Origin of the sequence: Phreatobacter sp., assembly GCF_016793595.1 — a bacterium.
Taxonomy (GTDB): Bacteria; Pseudomonadota; Alphaproteobacteria; order Rhizobiales; family Phreatobacteraceae; genus Phreatobacter.
Window position 1 is genome coordinate 1 of the sequence record NZ_JAEULY010000002.1, and the last position, 20,736, is coordinate 20,736.

General features: G+C 68.3%; 16 protein-coding genes. 9 read left to right on the forward strand and 7 right to left on the reverse strand.

Features of this window, described 5'->3' with window-relative positions; genetic code table 11:
- The 3 genes from JNK84_RS00640 to JNK84_RS00650 all read right to left on the reverse strand — a co-directional run.
- The coding region (locus tag JNK84_RS00640; protein ID WP_367272179.1) for a beta strand repeat-containing protein at positions 1–2,265 on the reverse strand (2,265 nt) is incomplete at its 3' end.
- A 98-nt stretch (positions 2,266–2,363) separates the two neighbouring features.
- A complete protein-coding gene (locus JNK84_RS00645) occupies positions 2,364–3,320 on the reverse strand; it encodes a helix-turn-helix transcriptional regulator (protein ID WP_293419210.1) in 957 nt (318 codons plus the stop codon).
- Positions 3,321–3,455: 135 nt separating this feature from the next.
- On the reverse strand, positions 3,456–4,400 hold the full coding sequence (locus JNK84_RS00650) for an AraC family transcriptional regulator (protein WP_293419213.1): 945 nt from the start codon (positions 4,398–4,400) through the stop codon (positions 3,456–3,458).
- Positions 4,401–4,568: 168 nt separating this feature from the next.
- Here JNK84_RS00650 and JNK84_RS00655 point away from each other — a divergent pair, with 168 nt between their 5' ends.
- The 3 genes from JNK84_RS00655 to JNK84_RS00665 all read left to right on the forward strand — a co-directional run bounded on the left by JNK84_RS00655 (position 4,569) and on the right by JNK84_RS00665 (position 9,774).
- Positions 4,569–6,206: an acyl-CoA dehydrogenase family protein gene (locus tag JNK84_RS00655; RefSeq protein ID WP_293419216.1), complete on the forward strand. Its 1,638-nt coding sequence runs from the start codon at positions 4,569–4,571 to the stop codon at positions 6,204–6,206.
- 99 nt (positions 6,207–6,305) lie between these two features.
- A complete protein-coding gene (locus JNK84_RS00660) occupies positions 6,306–7,418 on the forward strand; it encodes a DUF2855 family protein (RefSeq protein WP_293419219.1) in 1,113 nt (370 codons plus the stop codon).
- A gap of 46 nt (positions 7,419–7,464) precedes the next feature.
- The gene (locus JNK84_RS00665; RefSeq protein ID WP_293419222.1) at positions 7,465–9,774 is read left to right on the forward strand and encodes a hybrid sensor histidine kinase/response regulator; all 2,310 of its coding nucleotides are present in this window, start codon (positions 7,465–7,467) and stop codon (positions 9,772–9,774) included.
- A 4-nt stretch (positions 9,775–9,778) separates the two neighbouring features.
- On the opposite strand, the gene JNK84_RS00670 is transcribed toward JNK84_RS00665, so the two are convergent.
- The 3 genes from JNK84_RS00670 to JNK84_RS00680 form a co-directional block, all read right to left on the reverse strand.
- A complete protein-coding gene (locus JNK84_RS00670) occupies positions 9,779–10,453 on the reverse strand; it encodes a response regulator (protein ID WP_293419225.1) in 675 nt (224 codons plus the stop codon).
- Positions 10,454–10,540: 87 nt separating this feature from the next.
- Complete coding sequence (locus JNK84_RS00675) at positions 10,541–13,675, reverse strand: efflux RND transporter permease subunit (protein WP_293419228.1); 3,135 nt, start codon at positions 13,673–13,675, stop codon at positions 10,541–10,543.
- 12 nt (positions 13,676–13,687) lie between these two features.
- The gene (locus JNK84_RS00680; protein ID WP_293419231.1) at positions 13,688–14,890 is read right to left on the reverse strand and encodes an efflux RND transporter periplasmic adaptor subunit; all 1,203 of its coding nucleotides are present in this window, start codon (positions 14,888–14,890) and stop codon (positions 13,688–13,690) included.
- A gap of 167 nt (positions 14,891–15,057) precedes the next feature.
- Here JNK84_RS00680 and JNK84_RS00685 point away from each other — a divergent pair, with 167 nt between their 5' ends.
- The 6 genes from JNK84_RS00685 to paaE all read left to right on the forward strand — a co-directional run bounded on the left by JNK84_RS00685 (position 15,058) and on the right by paaE (position 19,715).
- Positions 15,058–15,948, forward strand: a complete 891-nt coding sequence (locus JNK84_RS00685) for a PaaX family transcriptional regulator (RefSeq protein WP_293419234.1) — start codon at positions 15,058–15,060, stop codon at positions 15,946–15,948.
- Between the two features lie 110 nt (positions 15,949–16,058).
- Positions 16,059–17,051 (forward strand): 1,2-phenylacetyl-CoA epoxidase subunit PaaA, encoded by a 993-nt coding sequence (paaA, locus tag JNK84_RS00690; RefSeq protein ID WP_293419237.1) that lies wholly within the window; start codon positions 16,059–16,061, stop codon positions 17,049–17,051.
- Between the two features lie 5 nt (positions 17,052–17,056).
- Positions 17,057–17,344, forward strand: coding sequence for a 1,2-phenylacetyl-CoA epoxidase subunit PaaB (gene paaB / locus JNK84_RS00695; RefSeq protein ID WP_293419240.1), 288 nt, complete (start codon positions 17,057–17,059; stop codon positions 17,342–17,344).
- Positions 17,344–18,099, forward strand: coding sequence for a 1,2-phenylacetyl-CoA epoxidase subunit PaaC (gene paaC, locus JNK84_RS00700; RefSeq protein ID WP_293419243.1), 756 nt, complete (start codon positions 17,344–17,346; stop codon positions 18,097–18,099). Before paaB ends, paaC begins: the two co-directional genes overlap by 1 nt.
- A 4-nt stretch (positions 18,100–18,103) precedes the next feature.
- Positions 18,104–18,610: a 1,2-phenylacetyl-CoA epoxidase subunit PaaD gene (paaD, locus tag JNK84_RS00705; protein ID WP_293419246.1), complete on the forward strand. Its 507-nt coding sequence runs from the start codon at positions 18,104–18,106 to the stop codon at positions 18,608–18,610.
- Between the two features lie 22 nt (positions 18,611–18,632).
- Positions 18,633–19,715: a 1,2-phenylacetyl-CoA epoxidase subunit PaaE gene (paaE, locus tag JNK84_RS00710; protein ID WP_293419249.1), complete on the forward strand. Its 1,083-nt coding sequence runs from the start codon at positions 18,633–18,635 to the stop codon at positions 19,713–19,715.
- Here paaE and JNK84_RS00715 read toward each other — a convergent pair.
- Positions 19,706–20,707, reverse strand: a complete 1,002-nt coding sequence (locus JNK84_RS00715; protein WP_293419252.1) for a fatty acid desaturase — start codon at positions 20,705–20,707, stop codon at positions 19,706–19,708. The two genes, paaE and JNK84_RS00715, sit on opposite strands and share 10 nt — an antisense overlap.
- Positions 20,708–20,736: the final 29 nt, after the last annotated feature.

Sequence of the window (20,736 nt, forward strand, 5' to 3'; positions counted from 1 at the left end):
CTCGCCGGAGAGGCGGTTCAGCGAGGCGGCAAGCGGCGCGCCGTAGAGACCGAGGATCGGGTTGAAGGCGGCGGGCGGGGTCGCGCCGCCGTTCAGGGCCGCATCGATGCCGGCCGCGACATTGCGCGGATTGACGCCGCCCTGGCCCAACAGCGCCGCGCCGGCGCGATAGGCCGCAATCGTCAGGGTGACGTCGTTGGCGCCGTAGATGAGGCTGGCGAAGGGCGTCGTGCCGATGTCGAAGGCGAAGGTACCGCTGACGCCGCCGGCTGCGGTGAGCACGGTATAGCTCTGTGCCTGGAATGTTGCCTGCGGCACGATCAGGGTCGCGCCGCCAAGCGTCGCTGTTCCGGTCGCCGCGACCTGCGCGCAAGTGCAGAAGCCGTAGAGGCTGCCGGTCGCAAGCGTCAGGTTGCCGTTGATGCGCAGCGTGCCACCGGAGGCCATGATCATGCCGCCGGTTTCGATCGAGGTGGAGCCGACACTGCCGTAACCGGTCAAGGCGCCATTGGATTGGACGGTCACGCCTGCCGCGCCGGTGAGGTTGCTGGTCGCCAGCCGGAGCAGGCCAGCGCTGGCGATGTTGATGGTGGCGTTGCCGGTGGAGCTGGCGTCCAGGAACGCGAGTGAGCCGCTATTGATGATAGTGGCCGTGCCGGCGGTGCTGTGGCTGCTGAAGACGAGGCTGGAAATATTCGTGATGATTGCGGCGCCGGCCGTGCTGCTGTCGTTGAAGGACAGGCTGGAACTGTTCGTGATGGTCGACGTGCCGGCGCTGCTGCCGTCGCGAAAGACGGTCGTGCCACTGTTGGCGATGGCGGCGCTTCCGGCGGTGCTGGTACCGAGAAACGTCAGCGACCCGCTGCCTGTGTTGGCGATGCTGGCGGAGGCGGCCGTGCTGCTGTCCCAGAAATTCAGGATGCCGGTATTGATGATCGTGGCCGTCGCGGCGGTGCTGTTGTTGAAGAAGCTGGCGACGTTGGAGCTGGTGATGTTCGCCGAGCCGGCGCTGCTGCTGTCGGAGAACTGGAGGAACATGCTGTTGCCGATGGTGGCCGAGCCGGCATTTGCGCTGTTCCGGAACACCATCGCGCCGATGTTGGTGATGCTGGCGGAGGCGGTGGTGCTGCTGTCCTGAAAGATCAGGTTGCTGTTCCGCTCGTTCGTGATGGCGGCGGCGCCGGCGGTGCTGCTGTCCTTGAAGATCAGGTTGGCGACAAGCGTAGCGTCGATCGTTGTATTGCTGATCGTTGCAGCGCCCGCGGTCGCGTTGTTCAGGAAGGTCAGGCTGTTGTAGTTGGTGATCGTCGACGAACCGGCCGTGCTGGTCCCCGAGAACTGCGCGGTGCCTGTGCTGGAGATGCGGGCTGTGCCCGCCGTGCTGGAATCGTTGAACGAGAGGCTGGCGTTCAGGTGGTTGACGATTCTCGCGCCGCCTGCCGAGCTGCTGCCGTTGAACGTGGTGATGCCGCTGTCAAAGTTGATGATCGTGGCGGTGCCAGCCGTGCTGGAATCGTTGAAGTTCAGCACGCCGGACCAGACATTGGTGATCTCGGCGCTGCCGGCTGTGGCGTTGTTGTTGAACGTCGTCGTGCTCGCGAAGGCGTTGGAGATCGTGGCGGCACCGGCGGTGCTGTTGTCGCTGAAGGTTGTCGTGGTTCCGCTGAGACTGCCGATCGACGCGGTGCCGGCGCTGCTGTTGCCAGAAAAATTGAGGGTGCCAAAATTCGAAATGCTGGCCGTGCCGGCGCTGGTGGAATCGCGAAAGTTGAGGCTGACGAAATTGTTGATGTGGCCGCCGCCGGCGCGGCTCGTGTCGAAAAAGTCAATGCCGCCGAAGCCGTTGATGTTGACCCCGTTTGTCGTGCTGGAATTCCTGAAAGTCAGCGTGCCGAAGGCATTGAGACCCACACCAGGCCCGGCATTGCTAAGGCCGGTGCCGGTGAAGGTCAGGTTGCCATAGGCGTTGATGCCGTAGCCGGGGTGGTCGGCGGTGAAGGTCCAGCCCGACATCGTTGTCGAGGCGTTCATCGAGAGGCTTATCACTGACGACGCGCCGAAAGTGGCGGTACCGGTGGGCACCGATCCGCCGACCCAGTTCGCGGCGTCCTCGAAACTGTTCGAAACGGGACTGGCCGACCAGGTGGCGTCCTGGGCCACGGCTGGCACGGCGATGAGCGCCGTGGTCGCCAGCAGGGCCGCAGCGAGCGCGCGATGCACGCCCCGGCCGTCCGGGTCCAGAGTCTGCTTGCGTCTTGCGATCATTTCCGAAGCCGTGGCCGCCATCCTGAACCCGGCGGGACGCTAGCCCGCCGTTTGGCGCCTGTCGTCTCATTCCGTGCAAACGCGCAGACTGGCCAGTCTCAGCGTTCGATGAGGCTTTGCCGGTATTCGCCCGGCGAGAAGCCCGTCCATTCGCGGAAGGCCCGGTAGAAGGTGGCGAGGCTGTCGAAGCCGCAGGCGAAGGCGATCGCGGCGACCGACTGGTCCGGCTGGGCCCCGAGCCGGCGGCAGGCCATCTCGACCCGGATCGCGGTGAGCGTGCGGTGATAGCTGCGCCCGGTCGGCTCGAAAACCAGATGAAGCTGGCGAAGCGAGATGCCGAGCGCGTCGGCGACGGTCTCGGGCGGCAGGCTGCCCCGATGCAGGCTGCGCCGCATGATGCGGATGGCGGCGTGGCGGTGGGCCGAGCGCAGCGCCTTCCGCACTTCCGGCAGGCCGGGCGTCAGCACGCCGCGCGTCATCAGCGCGAGGTTGGCGATATCGGCGATGGCCGCATCGGCGGCATCGGGCGCGATGCCGGGCGCATCCTCGATCAGCGCGCAGAGCGCGGCATCGACGAGCCGTGCATGCCGCTCCTGCTGGACCGGAGCGAGGTGGAGACGACGCGCGGCTTCTTGTCCGCGAGCGACGCGACCCAACGGGATCGTCAGCATGTGGATGTGGAAATCGCCGGTCGTCGTCGGCATGCCCTGGGAGGGCAGGTCGGCGTGGCCGATGGCCACGGCTCCGGCATCGATGAAGGTTTGCCCGGCCGGCGTGTCGCACCAGCCGGGTCCGGCGACCTGCAGGCCGATCATCAGGCTGTCGGTGGACAGGCGGGCGATGTCGGCCTCGGTCCGGCTGACCTCGTAGGCAGAGGCGTTCAGCGAGGCGAGCGTCGCACCGCCGACCGCCTGCGCCGAAAGGCGGCCGTGGAACAGGTGGCGGCGCTCCGCCGGCAGCTCGATGGAGACGCCGAACAGCTGCTTGCCGCGCTCCTCCCGCCAGTAGGCGAAGCGCTCATGGGCGGGCAGGGCGTCGGTGGACCAGGTCAGCACGGGGGGCGCGGCCGAGGTTCGCGAAGGTGGCGGGCAACGGGCGCCGGAATGGACCATGCAAGGCGGCGCGCTGCAATATTTCATTCACCATGCGTGAAGACGAGGTTACCGGCGTCGCACGCAGCGATCCCGGCATCAGCGGCGGTAGTCGCCGGGCGTGTGGCCGTCCAGGGCGCGGAACACGCGGTAGAAGGTCGGCAGGCTGTCGAAGCCAGCGGCGAAGGCGATCTCGGCGATGGCACGATCGGGCTCGCCGACGAGCCGGCGCCGGGCCTCGGCGACGCGCAGTCCGTTCAGGGTGCGGTGGAACGTGCTGCAGGTCGGCTCGAACAGCATGTGGAGCTGGCGCACCGATATGCCGAGCTGTGCCGCCACCGGTTCCGGCGCGAGCGCACGCTGGCGGAACCGCGCGTCCAGCACCTGCCGGGCGGCGTCGAGCAGGGCGCTGCGCAGGGCGCGGCGGCTTTCGGCCGAGCCCGCCGGCACGGCGCGCCGGGCCAGCAGGATCAGCTGGGCGATGGCGCCGACCCGGTCGTGGTCCTCGGGTCCGGCTTCGGCGGAAGAGGTTGCGGCCAGCGCCGACAGGGATGCGCCGAGGCACAGGGAGAGGCGCTCGTCAGCCTCGAGCGGGCGCGGCGCGAGGTCGTGCAGCGGAAGGGTGGTGTCTGCCACCACGTCGGCCGGCAGCTTGAGGATGCGCAGGTTGAAACCCTCCGCGCCGGTCGGGCGGGTGGCATAGGCCAGGTCGGTGTGGCTGGTGGCGAGCGCGCCTGGGCCAAGGACGAAATCCGTGGCACCCGTGCCGAACCAGGCTCCGCCGCCGACCTGCTGATAGAGGCAGAGGCTGCCGCCCGGGGCGCGCTGGATGTCACGGGCGGATCGCTCGACGCTGTAGGGCGAGGCCTGCATCTCGACCAGCGTCGCCGCACCCACGGCGCGGGTGGTCATGCGCGCGCCAAAGCCAGCCCGCTGATAGACCGGCAGCTCCGCCGTGACGCCAAACAGATGGCGGGCGCGCACCTCGCGCCAGCAATCGAAGCGTTCGTGGACGGGTAGGGCGTCGGTGGACCAGGTTGGCACGGGGGAGATCCTGACAGCGCGCGGAATTGAGCATGACGGTCAGGTCAATGCAATGTGGCGTTGCGCGGCGCGGCGGCCACTACTGCTCCATCGGCGGATGGTCTCGCCCGGCACGGCATGGCAGGTTCGGGCACCCCCGAGGAACGCCGAGAGAAGCGGAGAGACAGCATGCCCCGCCACGCGCCCGCGACCCATCTGATCACCCATGAGGTGACCAACCAGCCGCCGGAATTCGCCGGCCGCAACCTGTTCACCTCCGATCCGATCCTGCGGGACTGGGCGCTGCGCGAGGGCGGCGAATGGGTCGATCAGCCGCTGACGGCGCTCGGCGCCGATGTCGGCTCGGAGGAAGTGCTGCAATGGGGCGAGGAGGCGAACCGCTTTCCCCCGGAATTGACGGTGTTCGACCGCTATGGCCGGCGCATCGACGAGGTGCGGTTCCATCCGAGCTATCACCGGCTGATGGAGCTGGCGATGCGCCACCGCATCCATTCCATCGCCTGGGCCGAGGACAGGGCCGGCAATCATGTCGCCCATGCCGCCATGCTGGCGCTGTTCACCGAGGCCGAGCAGGGCACGATGTGCCCGATCTCGATGACCTATGCGAGCGTGCCGGCGCTGCGCCACCAGCCGGAGGTCGCGGCCGAATGGGTGCCGAAGATCGTCGGCGGCTCCTATGACGCGCCGCTGAAGCCGCTGGCTGAGAAGCGCGGCGTCACGGTCGGCATGGCGATGACCGAGAAACAGGGCGGCAGCGACGTGCGCGCCAACACGACGCGGGCCTATCGCGACGGCGACGCCTGGCGGCTCGTCGGCCACAAATGGTTCTGCTCGGCGCCGATGTGCGACGGCTTCCTGACGCTGGCCCAGACGGAAGCCGGACTCTCCTGCTTCCTCGTGCCGCGCATCAAGCCGGACGGCGAGCGCAACTCGCTGCATGTCATGCGGCTCAAGGACAAGCTCGGCAACAAGTCGAACGCATCCTCGGAGATCGAGTATCACGACACTTACGCCGTGCTGCTGGGCGAGGAGGGCCGGGGCGTCTCGACCATCATCGAGATGGTGCACCACACCCGCCTCGACACGATTTCGGGGACCGTCGGCATCATGCGCATGGCGCTGGCGCAGGCGCATCATCATGTGGCCGGCCGCCGCGCCTTCCAGAAAACGCTGATCGACCAGCCGGCGATGCGCGCCGTGGTGGCCGATCTCGCGCTCGAATACGAAGCGGCGGCGGCGCTGACGATGCGGGTGGCGCGGGCGTTTTCCGGCACCGGCGAGGGCGAGAAAGCCTTCGCGCGGCTCGCCGTGGCGGCGGCGAAATACTGGCTGACCAAGCGCAACCCGAACTTCGTCTACGAGTGCATGGAATGCCACGGCGGCGCCGGCTACGTGGAGGAGAGCCCGCTGCCGCGCCTGTTCCGGGAATCGCCGCTCAACGCCATCTGGGAGGGCTCGGGCAATGTCATCGCGCTCGACATCCTGCGTACGCTCGGGCGCGAGCCGCTGGCGCGCGAGGCCTTCGCGGCGGAGGCGATGGCGGCGCGCGGCGCCCATCCGCTGCTCGACGCGGCCATGGAAGATGTCGCGGCGCGGCTGAAGAGCGTGCCGGCGGAGGCCGATGCCCGGCGGATCGCCGAGCGCATGGCGCTGGTGCTGCAGGCTTCGCTTCTGGTGCGGCATTCGCCGGCGGCGGTTTCCGACGCCTTTGTGGCGACACGGCTCGGCGCGGAGGGCGGACGCAGCTTCGGCGTGCTGCCGAAGGGCGCGGACGTGGACGCGATCGTCGGACGGGTGGCGGCCTGATCGCGCCTGTCCCGAATGGCTATCGTGCAGTGACACGATGCTGACACGGGCGATGCCGAGCCTCGGGCATATTGCGCCCGTTCACGAGAGGAGAAACCGATGGCCGATGCAGCCGATCTGGTGGAGGCCGTCAGCTTCGAGGTCCGCCGCGACGACTTGCGCGCCACGCGCTTCGTGCGCGAGGCCATCGATCCGCAAGCCGTGGCGGCGGCCGGCAAGGCCCTGCTCGCCATCGACCATTTCGCGCTGACCGCCAACAACATCACCTATGCGGCCTTCGGCGAGCAGATGGCCTACTGGAACTTCTTCCCGGCCGGCGAGGGCCATGGCCGCATTCCGGTCTGGGGTTTCGCCGACGTCGTCGCCTCGGGCGTCGAGGATCTGCCGGTGGGCGAGCGCATCTACGGCTACTTCCCCATGGCTTCTCATGTGCTGGTGGAGCCAGTCCGCGTATCGGCGCGCCGCTTCGTGGATGGCGCCGAGTACCGCAAGGGCCTGCCGGCGGTCTACAATTCCTACGAGCGCGTTGCGACCGATCCCGGCTATCGCAGCGAGCGCGAGGCGGACCAGATGATCTTGAAGCCGCTGGTGCTGACCTCGTTCCTGATCGCCGATTTCCTTGATGACAATGCGTTCTTCGGCGCGCGGCAGGTGCTGGTGGTGAGCGCCTCGTCCAAGACCTCGCTCGGCCTTGCGCTGTGCCTGAGGCGGCTGGCCAAGCCGGGTCTGTCGGTGATCGGGCTTACCTCGAAGGGTAACCGCGCCTTCGTCGAGGCGACCGGCCTCTACGACCGCGTCGTGACCTATGACGCTATTGCGAGCCTCGATGCCGAGGTGCCGACGGCCTATGTCGACATGGCTGGCAGCGCGGAGCTGATCACCGCGATGCACGGCCATTTCGGCGACCGGATCGTCCATGCCTGCCGGGTCGGCGGCACGCACTGGCAGGACCTTGCCGGACGGCTCGACCTGCCCGGGGCGCGACCGAAATTCTTCTTCGCGCCGGACCAGATCGCCAAACGCCACGGCGACTGGGGTCCAGGCGGTCTCGAGGAGCGCTTCGCAGGCGCGTGGGAGGATATCCTCGCCTCGGCGCGGTGCTGGATGACCGTCAGGCGCGCCAAGGGCGAGGCGGCCGTGGCGGATGCCTACCGGCAGACGCTGGAGGGGCTGGTCGCGCCGGATACCGGGCTGGTCCTGTCGCTGAGGTGATGCGGAGCGCTTTGACGCGGGACGCGCGACGCGCGAAAATCCGGATATGGCGACCCATGCGACGTCCCTGACACGGCCCGGCCTGCGCGGCATCCTGACCGGCACGCTGGCCGTGCTGATCGCCGCGCTGATCCTGTCGGTGACGGCGGTGGTGGTCTGGACCGCGACGCGCGAGGCGCAGCGCTCCATCGGCCGCTCGCTCGGCGATCTCGCCGCCTTCATGCGCGAGGCGCTGGAGAGCGACGTCTACGAGCGCTGGCGCTCCATGCGCACCATCGCGACCATTCCGGCCTTCGTCGACCCCGACCGCTCCTACGAGTCACGCCGTGTGGTGATGGACCGGGTGAAGGCCAATGCCGAGGAGATCGTCTGGGTCGGGCTTGCCGACCGCGACGGGCGGGTGCTGGTCGCGTCAGGGGGTATCGAGGAGGGCGCCGATGTGTCTCAGCGGCGCTGGTTCCGCGCCGCCCGCGTACGGGCGCAGGGCTCGACGCTGGAGGCGCAGCGGCCGACCGTCCAGACAGGGCCGGGCGAAAGGGTCATCGAGATCGGCGTCAACGTGCGCAGCGCCTCGGGGGAGCTTGTCGGGGTCATCGGGATGATGGTGAGCTGGGACTGGCTCGGCCACCTCAGGCGCTCGCTGATCGAACGCTCTCGCGATCGCCGGTCCGATCTCGAAGTGCTGGTGCTGGACGGCGAGGGCCGTGTGGTGATCGGCGACCCGACCCATCTGGGCGAGGATCTGGCGCGCGTCGTGGCGCGACGCGCCGACGGATTCGAGATAGACACGCTCCCCGACGGACGCACCATGGTCATCGGCACCAGCCGGGCGGCCGGCGGGCGCGGCATCGAGGGGCTCGGCTGGCAGATCGTCGTCACGTCAAACGCGGCGGTGGCCTTCGCGCCGGTGGACACGCTGCGCTGGCAGATCATCGCCGCCGGCGGCCTCGTCGGTTTCCTGGTTCTGGCGGCGGGCTGGTGGGTCGCGGGGCGCATCGCCAGCCCCATCCAGGCGATCGCGGCGCGCGCCGACCGCGTCGGCCTTGCCGAGGCGCTGGACGGCGTGGTGATCGATCTGCCGGAATCCTCGTCAAAGGAGGTCGTGTCGCTGGCGGCGTCGCTGCAGGGCATGATCGACCGCCTCGCCGACAACGAGGAAGCGCTGAAGCATCTGGCCAATACGCTGGAACAGCGCGTCGCCGTCCGCACGGCGGAGCTTGAAAGCGCCAACCGGGCGCTGTCGCAGGCGCGCGACGACGCCGTGGCGGCGACCGCCGCGAAATCGCGCTTCCTCGCGGCGGCGAGCCATGACCTGCGTCAGCCGCTGCATGCTCTGTCGCTATTCGCCAATGCGCTGTCGCGGCGCGTGCAGGGCGAGGAGCCGATCCGCCTCGTCGCCAATATGGAGACCACGCTCGGCTCGCTGCAGGACATGTTCTCGGCGCTGCTCGACGTGTCCAGGCTCGATGCCGGCATCGTCGTCGCCGAGCCGCGCACTTTCGTCATTGGCGATGTGCTGGAGCGGGTCGCGGCCGGCTTCCGGGCGCAGGCGGCGGCGCATGGCCTGGAGTTCCGCCTCGTCTCCTCGCGCCTGCCAGTGACCAGCGATCCGGTTCTGGTCGAGACCATCCTGCGCAATCTCGTCGGCAATGCGCTGAAATTCACGGCGTCAGGCAAGGTGCTGGTCGGTGTGCGCCGGCAGGACGGCCACGCCGTGCTGGAGGTTCACGATACCGGACCGGGCGTGCCCGCCGAGGACCGCGACCGCATCTTCGAGGAGTTCGAGCGGGTGAAGCAGGCGGCCCATGGGCAGAATGACGGCCTCGGGCTCGGCCTCTCCATCGTGCGCCGACTCTGCGACCTGCTCGGCCATCATGTCAGCGTCGACAGCCGCCGGGGCAGGGGCACGGTGTTCCGGGTGGAACTGCCGATCGCCGTGCGGCCGGAGCAGGCGGCGTCGACACCGCCGCTTTCGCCGGGCCTGTCGCTGGCCGGGCGGCACATTCTCGTGCTCGATGACGAGCCGATGATCGTCGATGCGCTGGCGCGCACGCTCCGCGACGACGGCGCGACGGTGACCGCCGCGCGCAATGCCGCGGAGGCGAGCGACGCACTGGCCAGCGACCGGCCGGTGGACCTCGCGGTGATCGACCTGCAGCTGGAGAAGGGTATCGACGGGCTCGACCTCATCACCCGCTGGCGGGAGGGACGCGCGGCGCGCCTGCCGGCCCTGATCGTGACCGGTGCGACCGACCCGAAGACGCTGGCCCGGCTGCAGGCGAGCGGCGTGGCCTGGCTCACCAAGCCGGTGGCCGTGCCGACCCTCAGGGCGACGGTGGCGCGCCTGGTGGCGTGAGGCTCTACCCCTTCGCCAGCAGTGGCGCGGCGGCGGCGACGGCGGCCGCCCGGTTGCGCACCCCGAGATGGCGGAACAGAGCAGCGAGGTGGATCTTCACCGTGCCCTGGCCGAGGTCGAGCGCGCGGGCGATCTCCTTGTTGGAGCGGCCTTCGATGAGCAGGCCGAGCACGTCGCGCTGGCGCGGGGTCAGCCGATCGAGTGCCGGTTCGGACGGCGCGGCCGGGATGCGTGCCGAGGTGGCGGTCGCGAGAGTCGCGGGCACGAAGATGGCGCCGGAGACGATGGTGCCGAGGGCCGCCACGAGATCGTTGTCGACGAGGCTTTTCGGCACGAAGCCATTGACGCCCGCCGCCAGCGCGTCGAGCACGTCGCTGCGGCTCTCGGAACCCGAGACGACCGCGATCGGCAGGTCGGGATAGCATTCGCGCACGGCGGCGAGGCTCGCCGCGCTCTGCATGCCGGGCATGGACAGGTCGAACAGGGCGAGCGCCACGCCCTCGGTCTCGCCGAGGCGTTCCAGCGCCTCGTCCAGGGAGGCGGCCTCCGCCACCTCGTCGAAGCCGAGGCGGTCCTTCAGCGTCAGCGCGAGACCCATGCGGTACATGCCGTGGTCATCGGCAATGACGGCGATGCGGCGTGGGGATCTGGGGGCGGACTGATCGGCCGGATGCGACATGAGCGCAAGGCGTAGGGCCGCGCGCGCGGGACTGTCAATGACAACGATGGCCGCGCGGCATCACGGCCGCGCGACCAGAGCCGCGCTTCACTCCGCCGGCTGGCCGTGCGGCGCGCCTGCCGGAGCCGGAACGGCCTCGCCGGCGGGCTGGCTGCCGCGACGCCCGATCCAGTTCGAGAGGCCCTCGAACATCAGATAGACGACCGGCGTGATGTAGAGCGTGAGCAGCTGCGACAGGATCAGACCGCCGACCACCGCGATGCCGAGCGGCTGGCGCAGCTCCGCGCCGGCGCCGTGGCCGATGGCGATCGGCACCGCGCCGAGGATGGCGCAGAGCGTGGTCATCATGATTGGCCGGAAACGCAGCACGGCGGCTTCGACGATGGCCTCCTTCGCGGGCACGCCCTTCTGTCGGCGCTCGATCGCGAAATCGACCATCATGATGGCGTTCTTCTTGACGATGCCGATCAGCATGACGAGGCCGATCATGGCGATGACCGACAGGTCGAAGTGGAAGAGCTGGAGTGTCAGCAGCGCGCCGATGCCGGCGGACGGCAGGCCCGACAGGATGGTGAAGGGGTGGATGAAGCTCTCGTAGAGAATGCCGAGGATGATGTAGATCACCAGCACCGCCGCGAAGAGCAGAAGCCCCTGGTTGGCCACCGCCTGCTGGAACACCTGCGCGGTGCCCTGGAACGACGACGCGATGGTGGCAGGCAGTCCGATCTCGCGGGCGGCGACCTCGATCCGTTCGACGGCCTGCGACAGGGCGACGCCCTGCGGCAGGTTGAACGAGATGGTGACCGCCGGAAGCTGGGCGAGGTGGCCGACCGACAGCGCCGTCGGCTGCTCGCGAAGCCTGGCGACCGCGTCGAGCGGCACCACGGCGCCGGTGGACGAGCGCACCGTGAGGCGGCGGAGCATCAGCGAGGTGTCGTAATATTTCGGGTCGGCTTCGAGGATCACCTGATAGGTGTCCTCCGAAGCGTAGATGGTCGACACCTGGCGCGTGCCGAACGCCGAATAGAGCGTGTTGCGCACCTGGTCGGCGGTGACACCGAGCCGTGAGGCGGCGTCACGGTCGACATCGACGATGGTCGAGCGCGCGCGCATCTGGAGGTCCGAATTGACGTCGAGAATGCCGGGAAGCGTGCGCATCTTCGCTTCGAGGATCGGCGCATACTGGCGCAGGGCATCGAGGTCCGGCGACTGCAGCATGTACTGATACTGGCTGCGGCTCTGCACCGTGCCGACCGTGATGGACTGGATCGGTGAGAAGAAGGCCTGAATGCCCGGCACTTCGTTGGCGGCGCGGCGCAGGCGGTCGATCACCTGAACCGCATTGTCCTTGCGGGCCGGCTTGTCGCGCAGGGTGATGAACAGCGAGCCTGAGTTCTGGGTCGTGGCGCCGCCGCCTGAGCCGACATTGGCCATGACCGACACGACGTCCGGATCGCGGCGGACCACGGCGGCGAGCTGCTGGGTGCGCTCGACCATCGCCGCGAAAGAGACGTCGTCGGGGCCGATGGTGGCGGCGCGGACGATGCCGTTGTCCTCCTGCGGGAAGAAGCCCTTGGGTATGTCGCGGAACAGCATGAAGGTGACGACGAAGGTCGCGATGGTGATGCCGATCATGACGACCGGCATGTTGACCACCTTCTTCACCGACCAGCCGTAGCCGCGGGTGACGGCCGAGAAGAACGCCTCGAACCAGCGCAGCAGGAACAACGGCTTCTTGTTGTGGTCGATGGGCTTCAGCACGCGCGAGCAGAGCATCGGCGTCAGCGTCAGCGACACCACGCCGGAGATCAGGATGGCCGTGGAGATGACGACGCCGAACTGCGCGAACATGCGGCCGACCACGCCGCCCATGAACAGGACGGGGATGAAGACGGCGACCAGCGAGATGGTCATGGAGATGATGGTGAAACCGACCTCGCGCGAGCCGACCAGCGCCGCCTGGAAGGGATCCATCCCCTCCTCAATGTAGCGCATGATGTTCTCGAGCATGACGATGGCGTCATCGACGACGAAGCCGACCGCCAGCGTCAGCGCCAGCAGCGAGATGTTGTCGATGGAATAGCCGAGCACGTACATCACCGCGAACGTGCCGATGATCGAGATCGGCAGGGCGGCGGCGGGGATCAGCGTGGCGCGCCAGTCCTTCAGGAAGAACCAGATGACGACGATGACGAGCACGGCGGCGAGCGCCAGAGTGAACTGAACGTCCTCGATCGATTCCCGGATCGTCTTGGAGCGATCCATCATCACCTGGATGTTGTAGGCGGCCGGCGCCTCGCGCTGGATCTGCGGCAGCATGGCGCGGACACGATCGACGACATCGACCGTGTTGGCGTCCGGCTGGCGCTGCACGCCGAGAACGATGGCGCGCTTGCCGTCCAGCCAGGATGCCGCGCGGTCGTTCTCGACGCCGTCGATCGGGCTCGCAACGTCCGAGACGCGCACGGGCGCGCCGTTCTGCCAGGCGACGATCACGTCGCGGTAGTCCGCGGATCGGTTGATCGGGCCCGTGGCGTCGAGGATGGCGTTGCGGCCGCCCTCGTTGACGGTGCCGACGGGGCGATTGGAATTGGCGGCGGTCAGTGCGTTCTGCAGGTCGGCGAGGGTGAGGCCGCGGGCGGCGAGCTGATCGAGATCGGCGCGCACGCGCACGGCGAATTTCTGCGAGCCCCAGACCATGACCTGCGCGATTCCGGGCAGGGTCGAGATGCGCGGCAGGATCGAGGAATTGGCGAAGCGGTCGATGTCGGAGAGGCGGGCGGTGTCGGATGAGATCGCGATGAACATGATCGCGAAATCGGCCGGGTTGACCTTCCTGAAGCTTGGCGGCGTGACCATGTCGACCGGCAGGCGGCGCATGGCGGCAGAAATCTGCGACTGCACGTCGAGGGCCGCGCCGTCGATGTTCCTGTTGAGGTCGAACTGCAGGACGATCGAGGTGTTGCCGTAGGTCGAGGTCGAGGTCATCGACGAGACGCCGGCAATGGTCGAGAACTGCTTCTCCAGCACCAGCGCGACCGAGGACGCCATGGTCTCGGGGCTGGCGCCCGGCAGCTGAGCGGAGACCTGGATGGTCGGGAAGTCGACGCGCGGAACCGCGGCGACGGGAAGCTGGCCGTAGCCGAACATGCCGGCCGCGAGGAAGGAGACCATCAGGAGGATGGTCATCACGGGACGGCGGATGCAGAGCTCCGACAGCATGGCGGCGTCTCCTCAGCTCTGCCGGTCGCGGGCGGCGGTCTCGCCGGCCGCGGCGGGCGCCGGGCGGGCGACCACCGACGAACCGGCGACGAGGCGAAGCTGGCCCGAGGTGATCACGGTCTCGCCACCGCTCAGGCCGGATTCGAGAACGGCGTGGTCGCCGACCATGCGCGCCACCTTGACGTTGGCGATGGCGGCCTTGCCGTCCGTCGCGGTGAAGACGAAGGGCCCGTTCTGGCCGACCTGCAGCGCGGCGGCGGGGATGACCACGGCCTCGCCCTGGGTGCCGAGCGAGACTTTCACCGGCACGAAGGAGCCGGGCCAGAGCTGCTCGGCGCCGTTGTTCATCAGCGCCTTGGCGGTGACGGTGCCGGTGGCGAGGTCGACCTGGTTCTCGACGAAGGCGATGCTGCCGGCGACCGTCTGGCCGCCGGCCGTCGCCTCGACGGTGATGCTGCGCACATCGCCGGAAACCTGGCTGCGGATCTCGTAGAAGGTCGCCTGCGGCACCGCGAAGGCGATGTAGATCGGATCGATCTGATTGATGGTCGTCATCGCCGCGGTGTCGGCGGAGCGGACGAAGGCGCCGGGCTTGGCGGCGATCGAGCCGATGCGGCCGGAGATCGGCGCGGTGATCTGGGTATAGGAAAGCTGCGAGCGGATATTGTCGCGGTTCGCCTTGTCCGCGGCGAGCTGCGCCTCGACCGCCTTGACGTTGGTGATGGCGTTGTCGCGCGCGACCTCGGTGCCGACATTGCGGCGCGTGAGGTCGATGGCGCGGTCGCGGTCGCGGATGGCCTGTTCGAGCTGCGCTTCGGTGCGCAGGATCTGCGCCTCGATCTGGGCGAGCTGGGCCTTGAGCACGCGGTCATCGAGGCTGAACAGCAGGTCGCCCTGCTTCACCGCCGCGCCTTCGGCGACATGGACGGTCATGACCTGGCTGTCGACGCGCGCCTTGATCTGCAGCGAGGCGATCGACTGCACCGTGCCGACCGCCTCGACGACGATGGGCATGACGCGCTTTTCGGCGCGGGCCAGCGTGACGGACACCGGCGGCGGCCCCTGGCGGCGGGGCTGGGCCGCCTGCTCGGCCGGCTTCTTGCCGGAAACCACGGCTTGCGCCTTGTGATAGGCCTGTTCGGCGAGATCCGGCCGCCAGGTGGCAATGCCCCCGACAATGGCGAGCAGGCCGAAGACGACGACGATTCTGAGCATCGGAGCAGTCCTTGCGGGCGGCGCAAACGCTGCGCGCGCCCGGATGATAAGGTTTTCCGAGCGTCACCCTAGGCCTTGTATGCAACAACAGACATTCGGCCCGATGGCCTAGACCATGGCGCGGGGGCCGATTGCGCCAGGGACCGGAGCAGGCTAGCGGAGCGGGTATGCAGGACGGAGCGGACGGGCTGAGCCGGGCGGTCGAGGCGTTGCGGCAGGACTTTCTGGCGCGGCGGCCGGTGCGCACGGCCTCGCTGATCGTCACCCTGTTCGGTGACGCCATCGTGCCGCGCGGCGGGACGCTGTCGATCCGGGCGCTGATCGACCTCACCGGCGCGCTGGGCATCGAGCCGGGAGCGGTGCGGACCGCCATGTCGCGGCTCGTCGCCGGCGGGCTGTTCGAGCGGCGGGATGGCGGCCGTCGCCCGCGCTATTGCCTGTCGCAGGAAGGCGCGCGCACCTTCGCGGCGGCGTTCAGGCGCGTCTATGCCGGCGAGCGGCAGCCGGATGGCCGTGGCTTCCGCCTGCTGGTGCTGCCGGCGGCGGCGAGGAAAGCCGCTGATATGGCGACGCTGGAAGCAGCGGGCTTCCGGCCGCTGGCGGCGGGCGTTCTCGTCGCGCCGGGCTCGGCGGCTCCACCTCCTGTGCCGGCCGACGCCTTCCTGTTCGATGCAGTCGCCGATCCCGCCATGGCGCGCCGGATAGCGACGGAGGCGCTCGGCATGGGCGCGACGGTCGCGGCCTACCGGCGTCTCGCGGATGCGCAGGCATCCCTGCTGCAAATGGTCGAGGCCGCGCCGCCATCTCCCACCGAGGCCTTCGTGATCCGGACACTGGCGGTGCACGCTTTCCGCCGTGCGGTGATTCACGATCCCGCCCTGCCTGAAGATCTGCTGCCGGCCGATCGGCCCGACATCGCGGCGCGGCGGACCATGGCAGGGCTCTATGCGGCGCTGGCCGCGCCGTCCGAGCGGCATGTCGAGGCCGTGACCGATGCCGATGGCGAGAATCTGCCGCCGGCGGCATTCGACCTGGCGCGCCGCTTCGGCATCGGCTGATGCCCGCCCCTGTGCGGTGCAGCAACGAATGGCGGGCTGTGTGTTACGAAAAATCTTGCTCTCTGGAATTTTTGTAACATACTTGCTCCCAATCAAGATGGGAGGAGCGCATGTATACGCAGGCGCTGAATGTGAAGGACGAGGGTCCGGCCCTCGTCGATGCCGAGCGCGACGCTGCCTTCCAGACGCGGATCGATCGCGACGAGAAGATCGAGCCGAACGACTGGATGCCGGAGAAGTACCGGCGCACGCTGGTGCGCCAGATTTCCCAGCACGCCCATTCCGAGATCGTCGGGATGCTGCCCGAGGGCAACTGGATCACCCGCGCGCCGAGCCTGAAGCGCAAGGCCGCGCTGCTCGCCAAGGTGCAGGACGAGGGCGGCCACGGGCTCTATCTCTATTCGGCGGCCGAGACGCTGGGCACGAGCCGCGAGGAGCTGAACGACCAGCTGCTCACCGGCAAGGCCAAATATTCCTCGATCTTCAACTATCCGACGCTGTCCTGGGCCGATATCGGCATGGTCGGCTGGCTGGTCGACGGCGCGGCGATCATGAACCAGATCCCGCTTTGCCGGACGAGCTATGGCCCCTATGCGCGCGCGATGATCCGCATCTGCAAGGAGGAGAGTTTCCACCAGCGGCAGGGCTACGAGATCGTCATGACGCTGGCGCGCGGCAATGAAGACCAGAAGGCCATGGCGCAGGAGGCGCTGAACCGGTGGTGGTGGCCGGCGCTGATGATGTTCGGCCCGCCGGACGCGGAGAGCCTGCACACCGACCAGAACATGGCCTGGCGGATCAAGCGGTTCTCCAACGACGACCTCCGCCAGAAATTCGTCGATGCGACCGTGCCGCAGGGGCATTTCATCGGCCTCGAATTCCCCGACAAGGACCTCAAGTTCAACGAGGCGACCGGCCAGTGGGATTATGGCGCCATCGACTGGAGCGAATTCAAGCGCGTGCTGGCCGGCGAGGGGCCGTGCAATCGCCAGCGCCTCGCCCAGCGCAACAAGGCCCATGACGAAGGCAGCTGGGTGCGCGAGGCGGCGCTCGCCCATGCCGAGAAGCGCGCGGCGCGGCGGCTGTTGCAGGCGGCGGAGTGACTGACATGACCGAGAAGAACTGGCCGCTCTGGGAAGTCTTCATCCGCTCGCGCAACGGCATGGCGCATCGCCATGTCGGCTCGCTCCACGCGGTCGACGCGACCATGGCGCTGGCCAATGCCCGCGACACCTATACGCGCCGTGGCGAGGGCCTTTCCGTCTGGGTGGTGCCGTCGAACGCCATCACCGCGTCCGATCCCGCCGAGAAGGACATGCTGTTCGAGCCGACGGCATCGAAAATCTACCGGCATCCGACCTTCTACGAGGTGCCGGAAGACGTGGGGCATATGTGATGAGCGAAACCCCGCTTTTCCTCGTCACACTCAGGCTTGCCGACGATGCGCTGATCCTCGGCCACCGCCTCTCCGAATGGTGCGGTCATGCGCCCGTTCTGGAGGAGGAGCTGGCGCTCGCCAATCTCGGCCTCGACCTGATCGGGCAGGCGCGCTCGCTCTACACCTATGCCGGCGAAATCGAGGGCCGTGGTCGCGACGAGGACAGGCTCGCCTATCTCCGCCGCGAGAACGAGTACCGCAACGCCCTGCTGGTCGAACAGCCGAACGGCGACTTCGCCGTCACCATGGTGCGGCAGCTGATCTATTCGGCCTTCATGCATCCGTTCCATCGGGCCATGGCGGCATCGAAGGACGCGACGCTCGCGGGCGTCGCCGCCAAGGCCGAGAAGGAAATGGCCTACCACGTGCGCCATTCCGCCGAGTGGGTCATCCGGCTCGGTGACGGCACGGAGGAAAGCCATCGGCGGGCGCAGGACGCGCTGAATGCGCTCTGGCCTTATGCGGGCGAACTGTTCGAGGTCGATGCGCCGATGCGCGCGGCCATCGAGGCGGGTTTCGTGCCGGACCCGGAGAGCCTGCGCGCCACCTTCGACGCGACGCTTGCGGAGGTGCTGGCCGAGGCGACCTTGACGCTCCCGAAGCTCGGCTCGTTCCAGAGCGGTGGACGGGCGGGGCGGCACACCGAGCATATGGGCTTCCTGCTCGCCCAGCTTCAGTACATGCAGCGCACCTATCCGAACGCGGCGTGGTGACGCCATGGGCGTGGCCGTCTCGCTCGATCTCGAACGCCAGCGCGCCGAAGCCTGGGCGGCCGCAGCGGATGTCTGCGACCCCGAAGTGCCGGTCCTGACCATCGCGGATCTCGGCGTGCTGCGCGACGTGCGCATCGAGAACGGCCGGGTCGAGGCGGTGATCACCCCGACCTATTCGGGCTGCCCGGCGATGAACCTGATAGCGCTGAACGTCGAAGTCGCACTCGAGGAGGCAGGCTTCACCGACGTCAAGGTGACGACGGTGCTCTCGCCCGCCTGGACCACCGACTGGATGAGCGAGGAAGGCAAGCAGAAGCTCGCCGCCTTCGGCATCGCGCCGCCCAAGGGCAAGGCGGGCCGACGGGCGCTGTTCGGCGAGGAGGTCGTCGCCTGCCCGCGCTGCGGCTCGGCCGATACGCAGAAAGTCTCGGAATTCGGCTCTACCGCCTGCAAGGCACACTGGCGCTGCCGGGCCTGCGCCGAGCCTTTCGACTATTTCAAGTGCATCTGAGCCGGCACTGCAGAGAGGCCCTATGACCCCTCATTTCAACACACTCACCGTCAGCGACATCCGCCGCGAGACACAGGACACGGTGTCCATCGCCTTCGCCGTGCCGGAGCCGTTGAAGGACGCCTATCGTTTCGAACACGGCCAGTATCTGACGCTGCGCGCGACGCTTGGCGGCGAGGATGTCAGGCGTTCCTATTCGATCTGCACCGGCATCGACGACGGCGACCTGCGCGTGGCCGTGAAGCAGGTTGAGGGCGGAGCCTTCTCGCGCTTCGCCAATGCGCTGCTGAAGGTCGGCGACCCCATCGAGGTGATGACGCCGATGGGCCGCTTCACCGCGCCGCTGGGCGGGGAGCGCAAGTCCTACCTCGCCATTGCCTGCGGCTCCGGCATCACGCCTGTCATGTCGATCATCCGCACGGTGCTGGCGCGCGAGCCGAACAGCCGGGTGACGCTGATCTATGGCAATCGCGACGCCGCGTCGGTGATCTTCCGCACGCAGTTGGAGGATCTGAAGGACAGTTTCATGGGGCGGCTGTCGGTGCATCACGTTCTCTCGCGCGAAGCTTCCGATTTCGCCGTGTCGCATGGCCGGATCGACGGCGAGAAGATCGAGACGCTGACGCGCCACCTGCCGCGCAACGCGGCGGGTGCTTTGGCCGACCACGCCTTCCTCTGCGGGCCGCAGGCGATGACCGAGGAGGCGAAGGCGACGCTCGTGCGCCTCGGCATGGCACCTGACAGCATCCATTTCGAGCTGTTCGCCACCGAGGGCGCGCCGCGCAGGCCCGCGCCCGCCCGCAAGCCCGACCTGCCGAACGGCCTGCCGCTGTCGATCCGGCTCGACGGTGCGCTGCATTCCATCGCCATGGACCCGACCGAGACGGTGGTCGAGGCTGCGCTGCGCCACGGCCTCGACCTGCCCTATTCGTGCAAGGGCGGCATGTGCTGCACCTGCCGGGCAAAGCTCACCGCCGGCGATGTCGCCATGGACCAGAACTTTTCGCTGGAGCCGTGGGAGATCGAGCAAGGCTTCGTGCTCACCTGCCAGTCGCGGCCGGTGGCGGGGACCGAGAAGGTCAGCGTCGATTTCGACTATGCGTGAGACGGTTTGCCGTCTTCGGGCCTGACCGTGCGCGTCCAGAGCGAGTGCTTCGGGTCGGTGATGAACTCGACCAGCAGCTTCGTCCACGAGGTGTGGCTCGGCAGGGTCAGGTAGAATTCCGGCGCGAGGCGGGTGACCTCCGGCAGGCGGTTCCACGGGATCGACGGGAAGTCGTGGTGCTCGTTGTGGTAGCCGATGTTCAGCGCGATGCCGTTGAGCGGACCATAGTAGTTGGCCGTGTCGTGCTGCTCGTCCCCGGTGAAATGCTCCTGCACCCAGCGCGCGCCGAGCGGATGCAGGCTGATGGCGAACCAGAACGAAGCGAAGAGGTAGAGCACCGCGTTCCAGCCGGCGAGCCAGCCGATGAGGGCGGCGGCGCCGAAATTCACGACATAGTTCGCGGCGGTCCAGGCATCGAAGGTGGCGACGCCGCGCACGCGCGTCACGCGCAGCACCTGAAAGACCGGGAAGAACAGGAACCACAGCGCCTTGCGCCAGGTGGAATGGCCGACGAGGCGGGCTTCCCATTCGTGGGGAATGTCGGTGTCGCCGTCCATCTCGCCGAGATGCGAGTGGTGAGCGAGGTGGCAGGCGCGGAAGCCCATGCCGCCGGGCAGCACCTGCGGCACGTCGGCCAGCAGCAGCAGGACGCGGTTGGCGAAGCGGTTGCGGAAGATCAGGTTGTGGGTGGCGTCGTGGACGACGACGTAGAGCGCATGGTTGAGGAAGGCGCCGAAACCATAGGCGACGATCAGCGCGAGCCACCACCAGGAAGGGCCGGCCCAGCCAAAAGCGATGGCGACGGCGAGCTGGATGCCGACATAGGCCGCGGTGATCGCGGCGGTCCACGGATTGCGGCCGATGAGCTGGCGGATTTCCGGATGGACCTTGAGGATGGCCTTGGCGCGCGTCGAGTGCGTCTCGCCGAGGGCGGGGACGAAGGTCTCCTCCCGGTCGACGTCGAACTCCACGGCCTGCGGAATGGTCGTCATGCCTTCCCGTCCCTGATCGGCCCCAGCGC

What these genes read in the sequence shown, in the direction of transcription:
- JNK84_RS00655 (WP_293419216.1), top strand. Translation starts at nt 4,569, where the DNA reads ATGCCCCGCCACGCGCCCGCGACCCATCTGATCACCCATGAGGTGACC.
- JNK84_RS00660 (WP_293419219.1), top strand. Translation starts at nt 6,306, where the DNA reads ATGGCCGATGCAGCCGATCTGGTGGAGGCCGTCAGCTTCGAGGTCCGC.
- JNK84_RS00665 (WP_293419222.1), top strand. Translation starts at nt 7,465, where the DNA reads ATGGCGACCCATGCGACGTCCCTGACACGGCCCGGCCTGCGCGGCATC.
- JNK84_RS00670 (WP_293419225.1), bottom strand. Translation starts at nt 10,453, where the DNA reads ATGTCGCATCCGGCCGATCAGTCCGCCCCCAGATCCCCACGCCGCATC.
- JNK84_RS00675 (WP_293419228.1), bottom strand. Translation starts at nt 13,675, where the DNA reads ATGCTGTCGGAGCTCTGCATCCGCCGTCCCGTGATGACCATCCTCCTG.
- JNK84_RS00680 (WP_293419231.1), bottom strand. Translation starts at nt 14,890, where the DNA reads ATGCTCAGAATCGTCGTCGTCTTCGGCCTGCTCGCCATTGTCGGGGGC.
- JNK84_RS00685 (WP_293419234.1), top strand. Translation starts at nt 15,058, where the DNA reads ATGCAGGACGGAGCGGACGGGCTGAGCCGGGCGGTCGAGGCGTTGCGG.
- paaA (WP_293419237.1), top strand. Translation starts at nt 16,059, where the DNA reads ATGTATACGCAGGCGCTGAATGTGAAGGACGAGGGTCCGGCCCTCGTC.
- paaB (WP_293419240.1), top strand. Translation starts at nt 17,057, where the DNA reads ATGACCGAGAAGAACTGGCCGCTCTGGGAAGTCTTCATCCGCTCGCGC.
- paaC (WP_293419243.1), top strand. Translation starts at nt 17,344, where the DNA reads ATGAGCGAAACCCCGCTTTTCCTCGTCACACTCAGGCTTGCCGACGAT.
- paaD (WP_293419246.1), top strand. Translation starts at nt 18,104, where the DNA reads ATGGGCGTGGCCGTCTCGCTCGATCTCGAACGCCAGCGCGCCGAAGCC.
- paaE (WP_293419249.1), top strand. Translation starts at nt 18,633, where the DNA reads ATGACCCCTCATTTCAACACACTCACCGTCAGCGACATCCGCCGCGAG.
- JNK84_RS00715 (WP_293419252.1), bottom strand. Translation starts at nt 20,707, where the DNA reads ATGACGACCATTCCGCAGGCCGTGGAGTTCGACGTCGACCGGGAGGAG.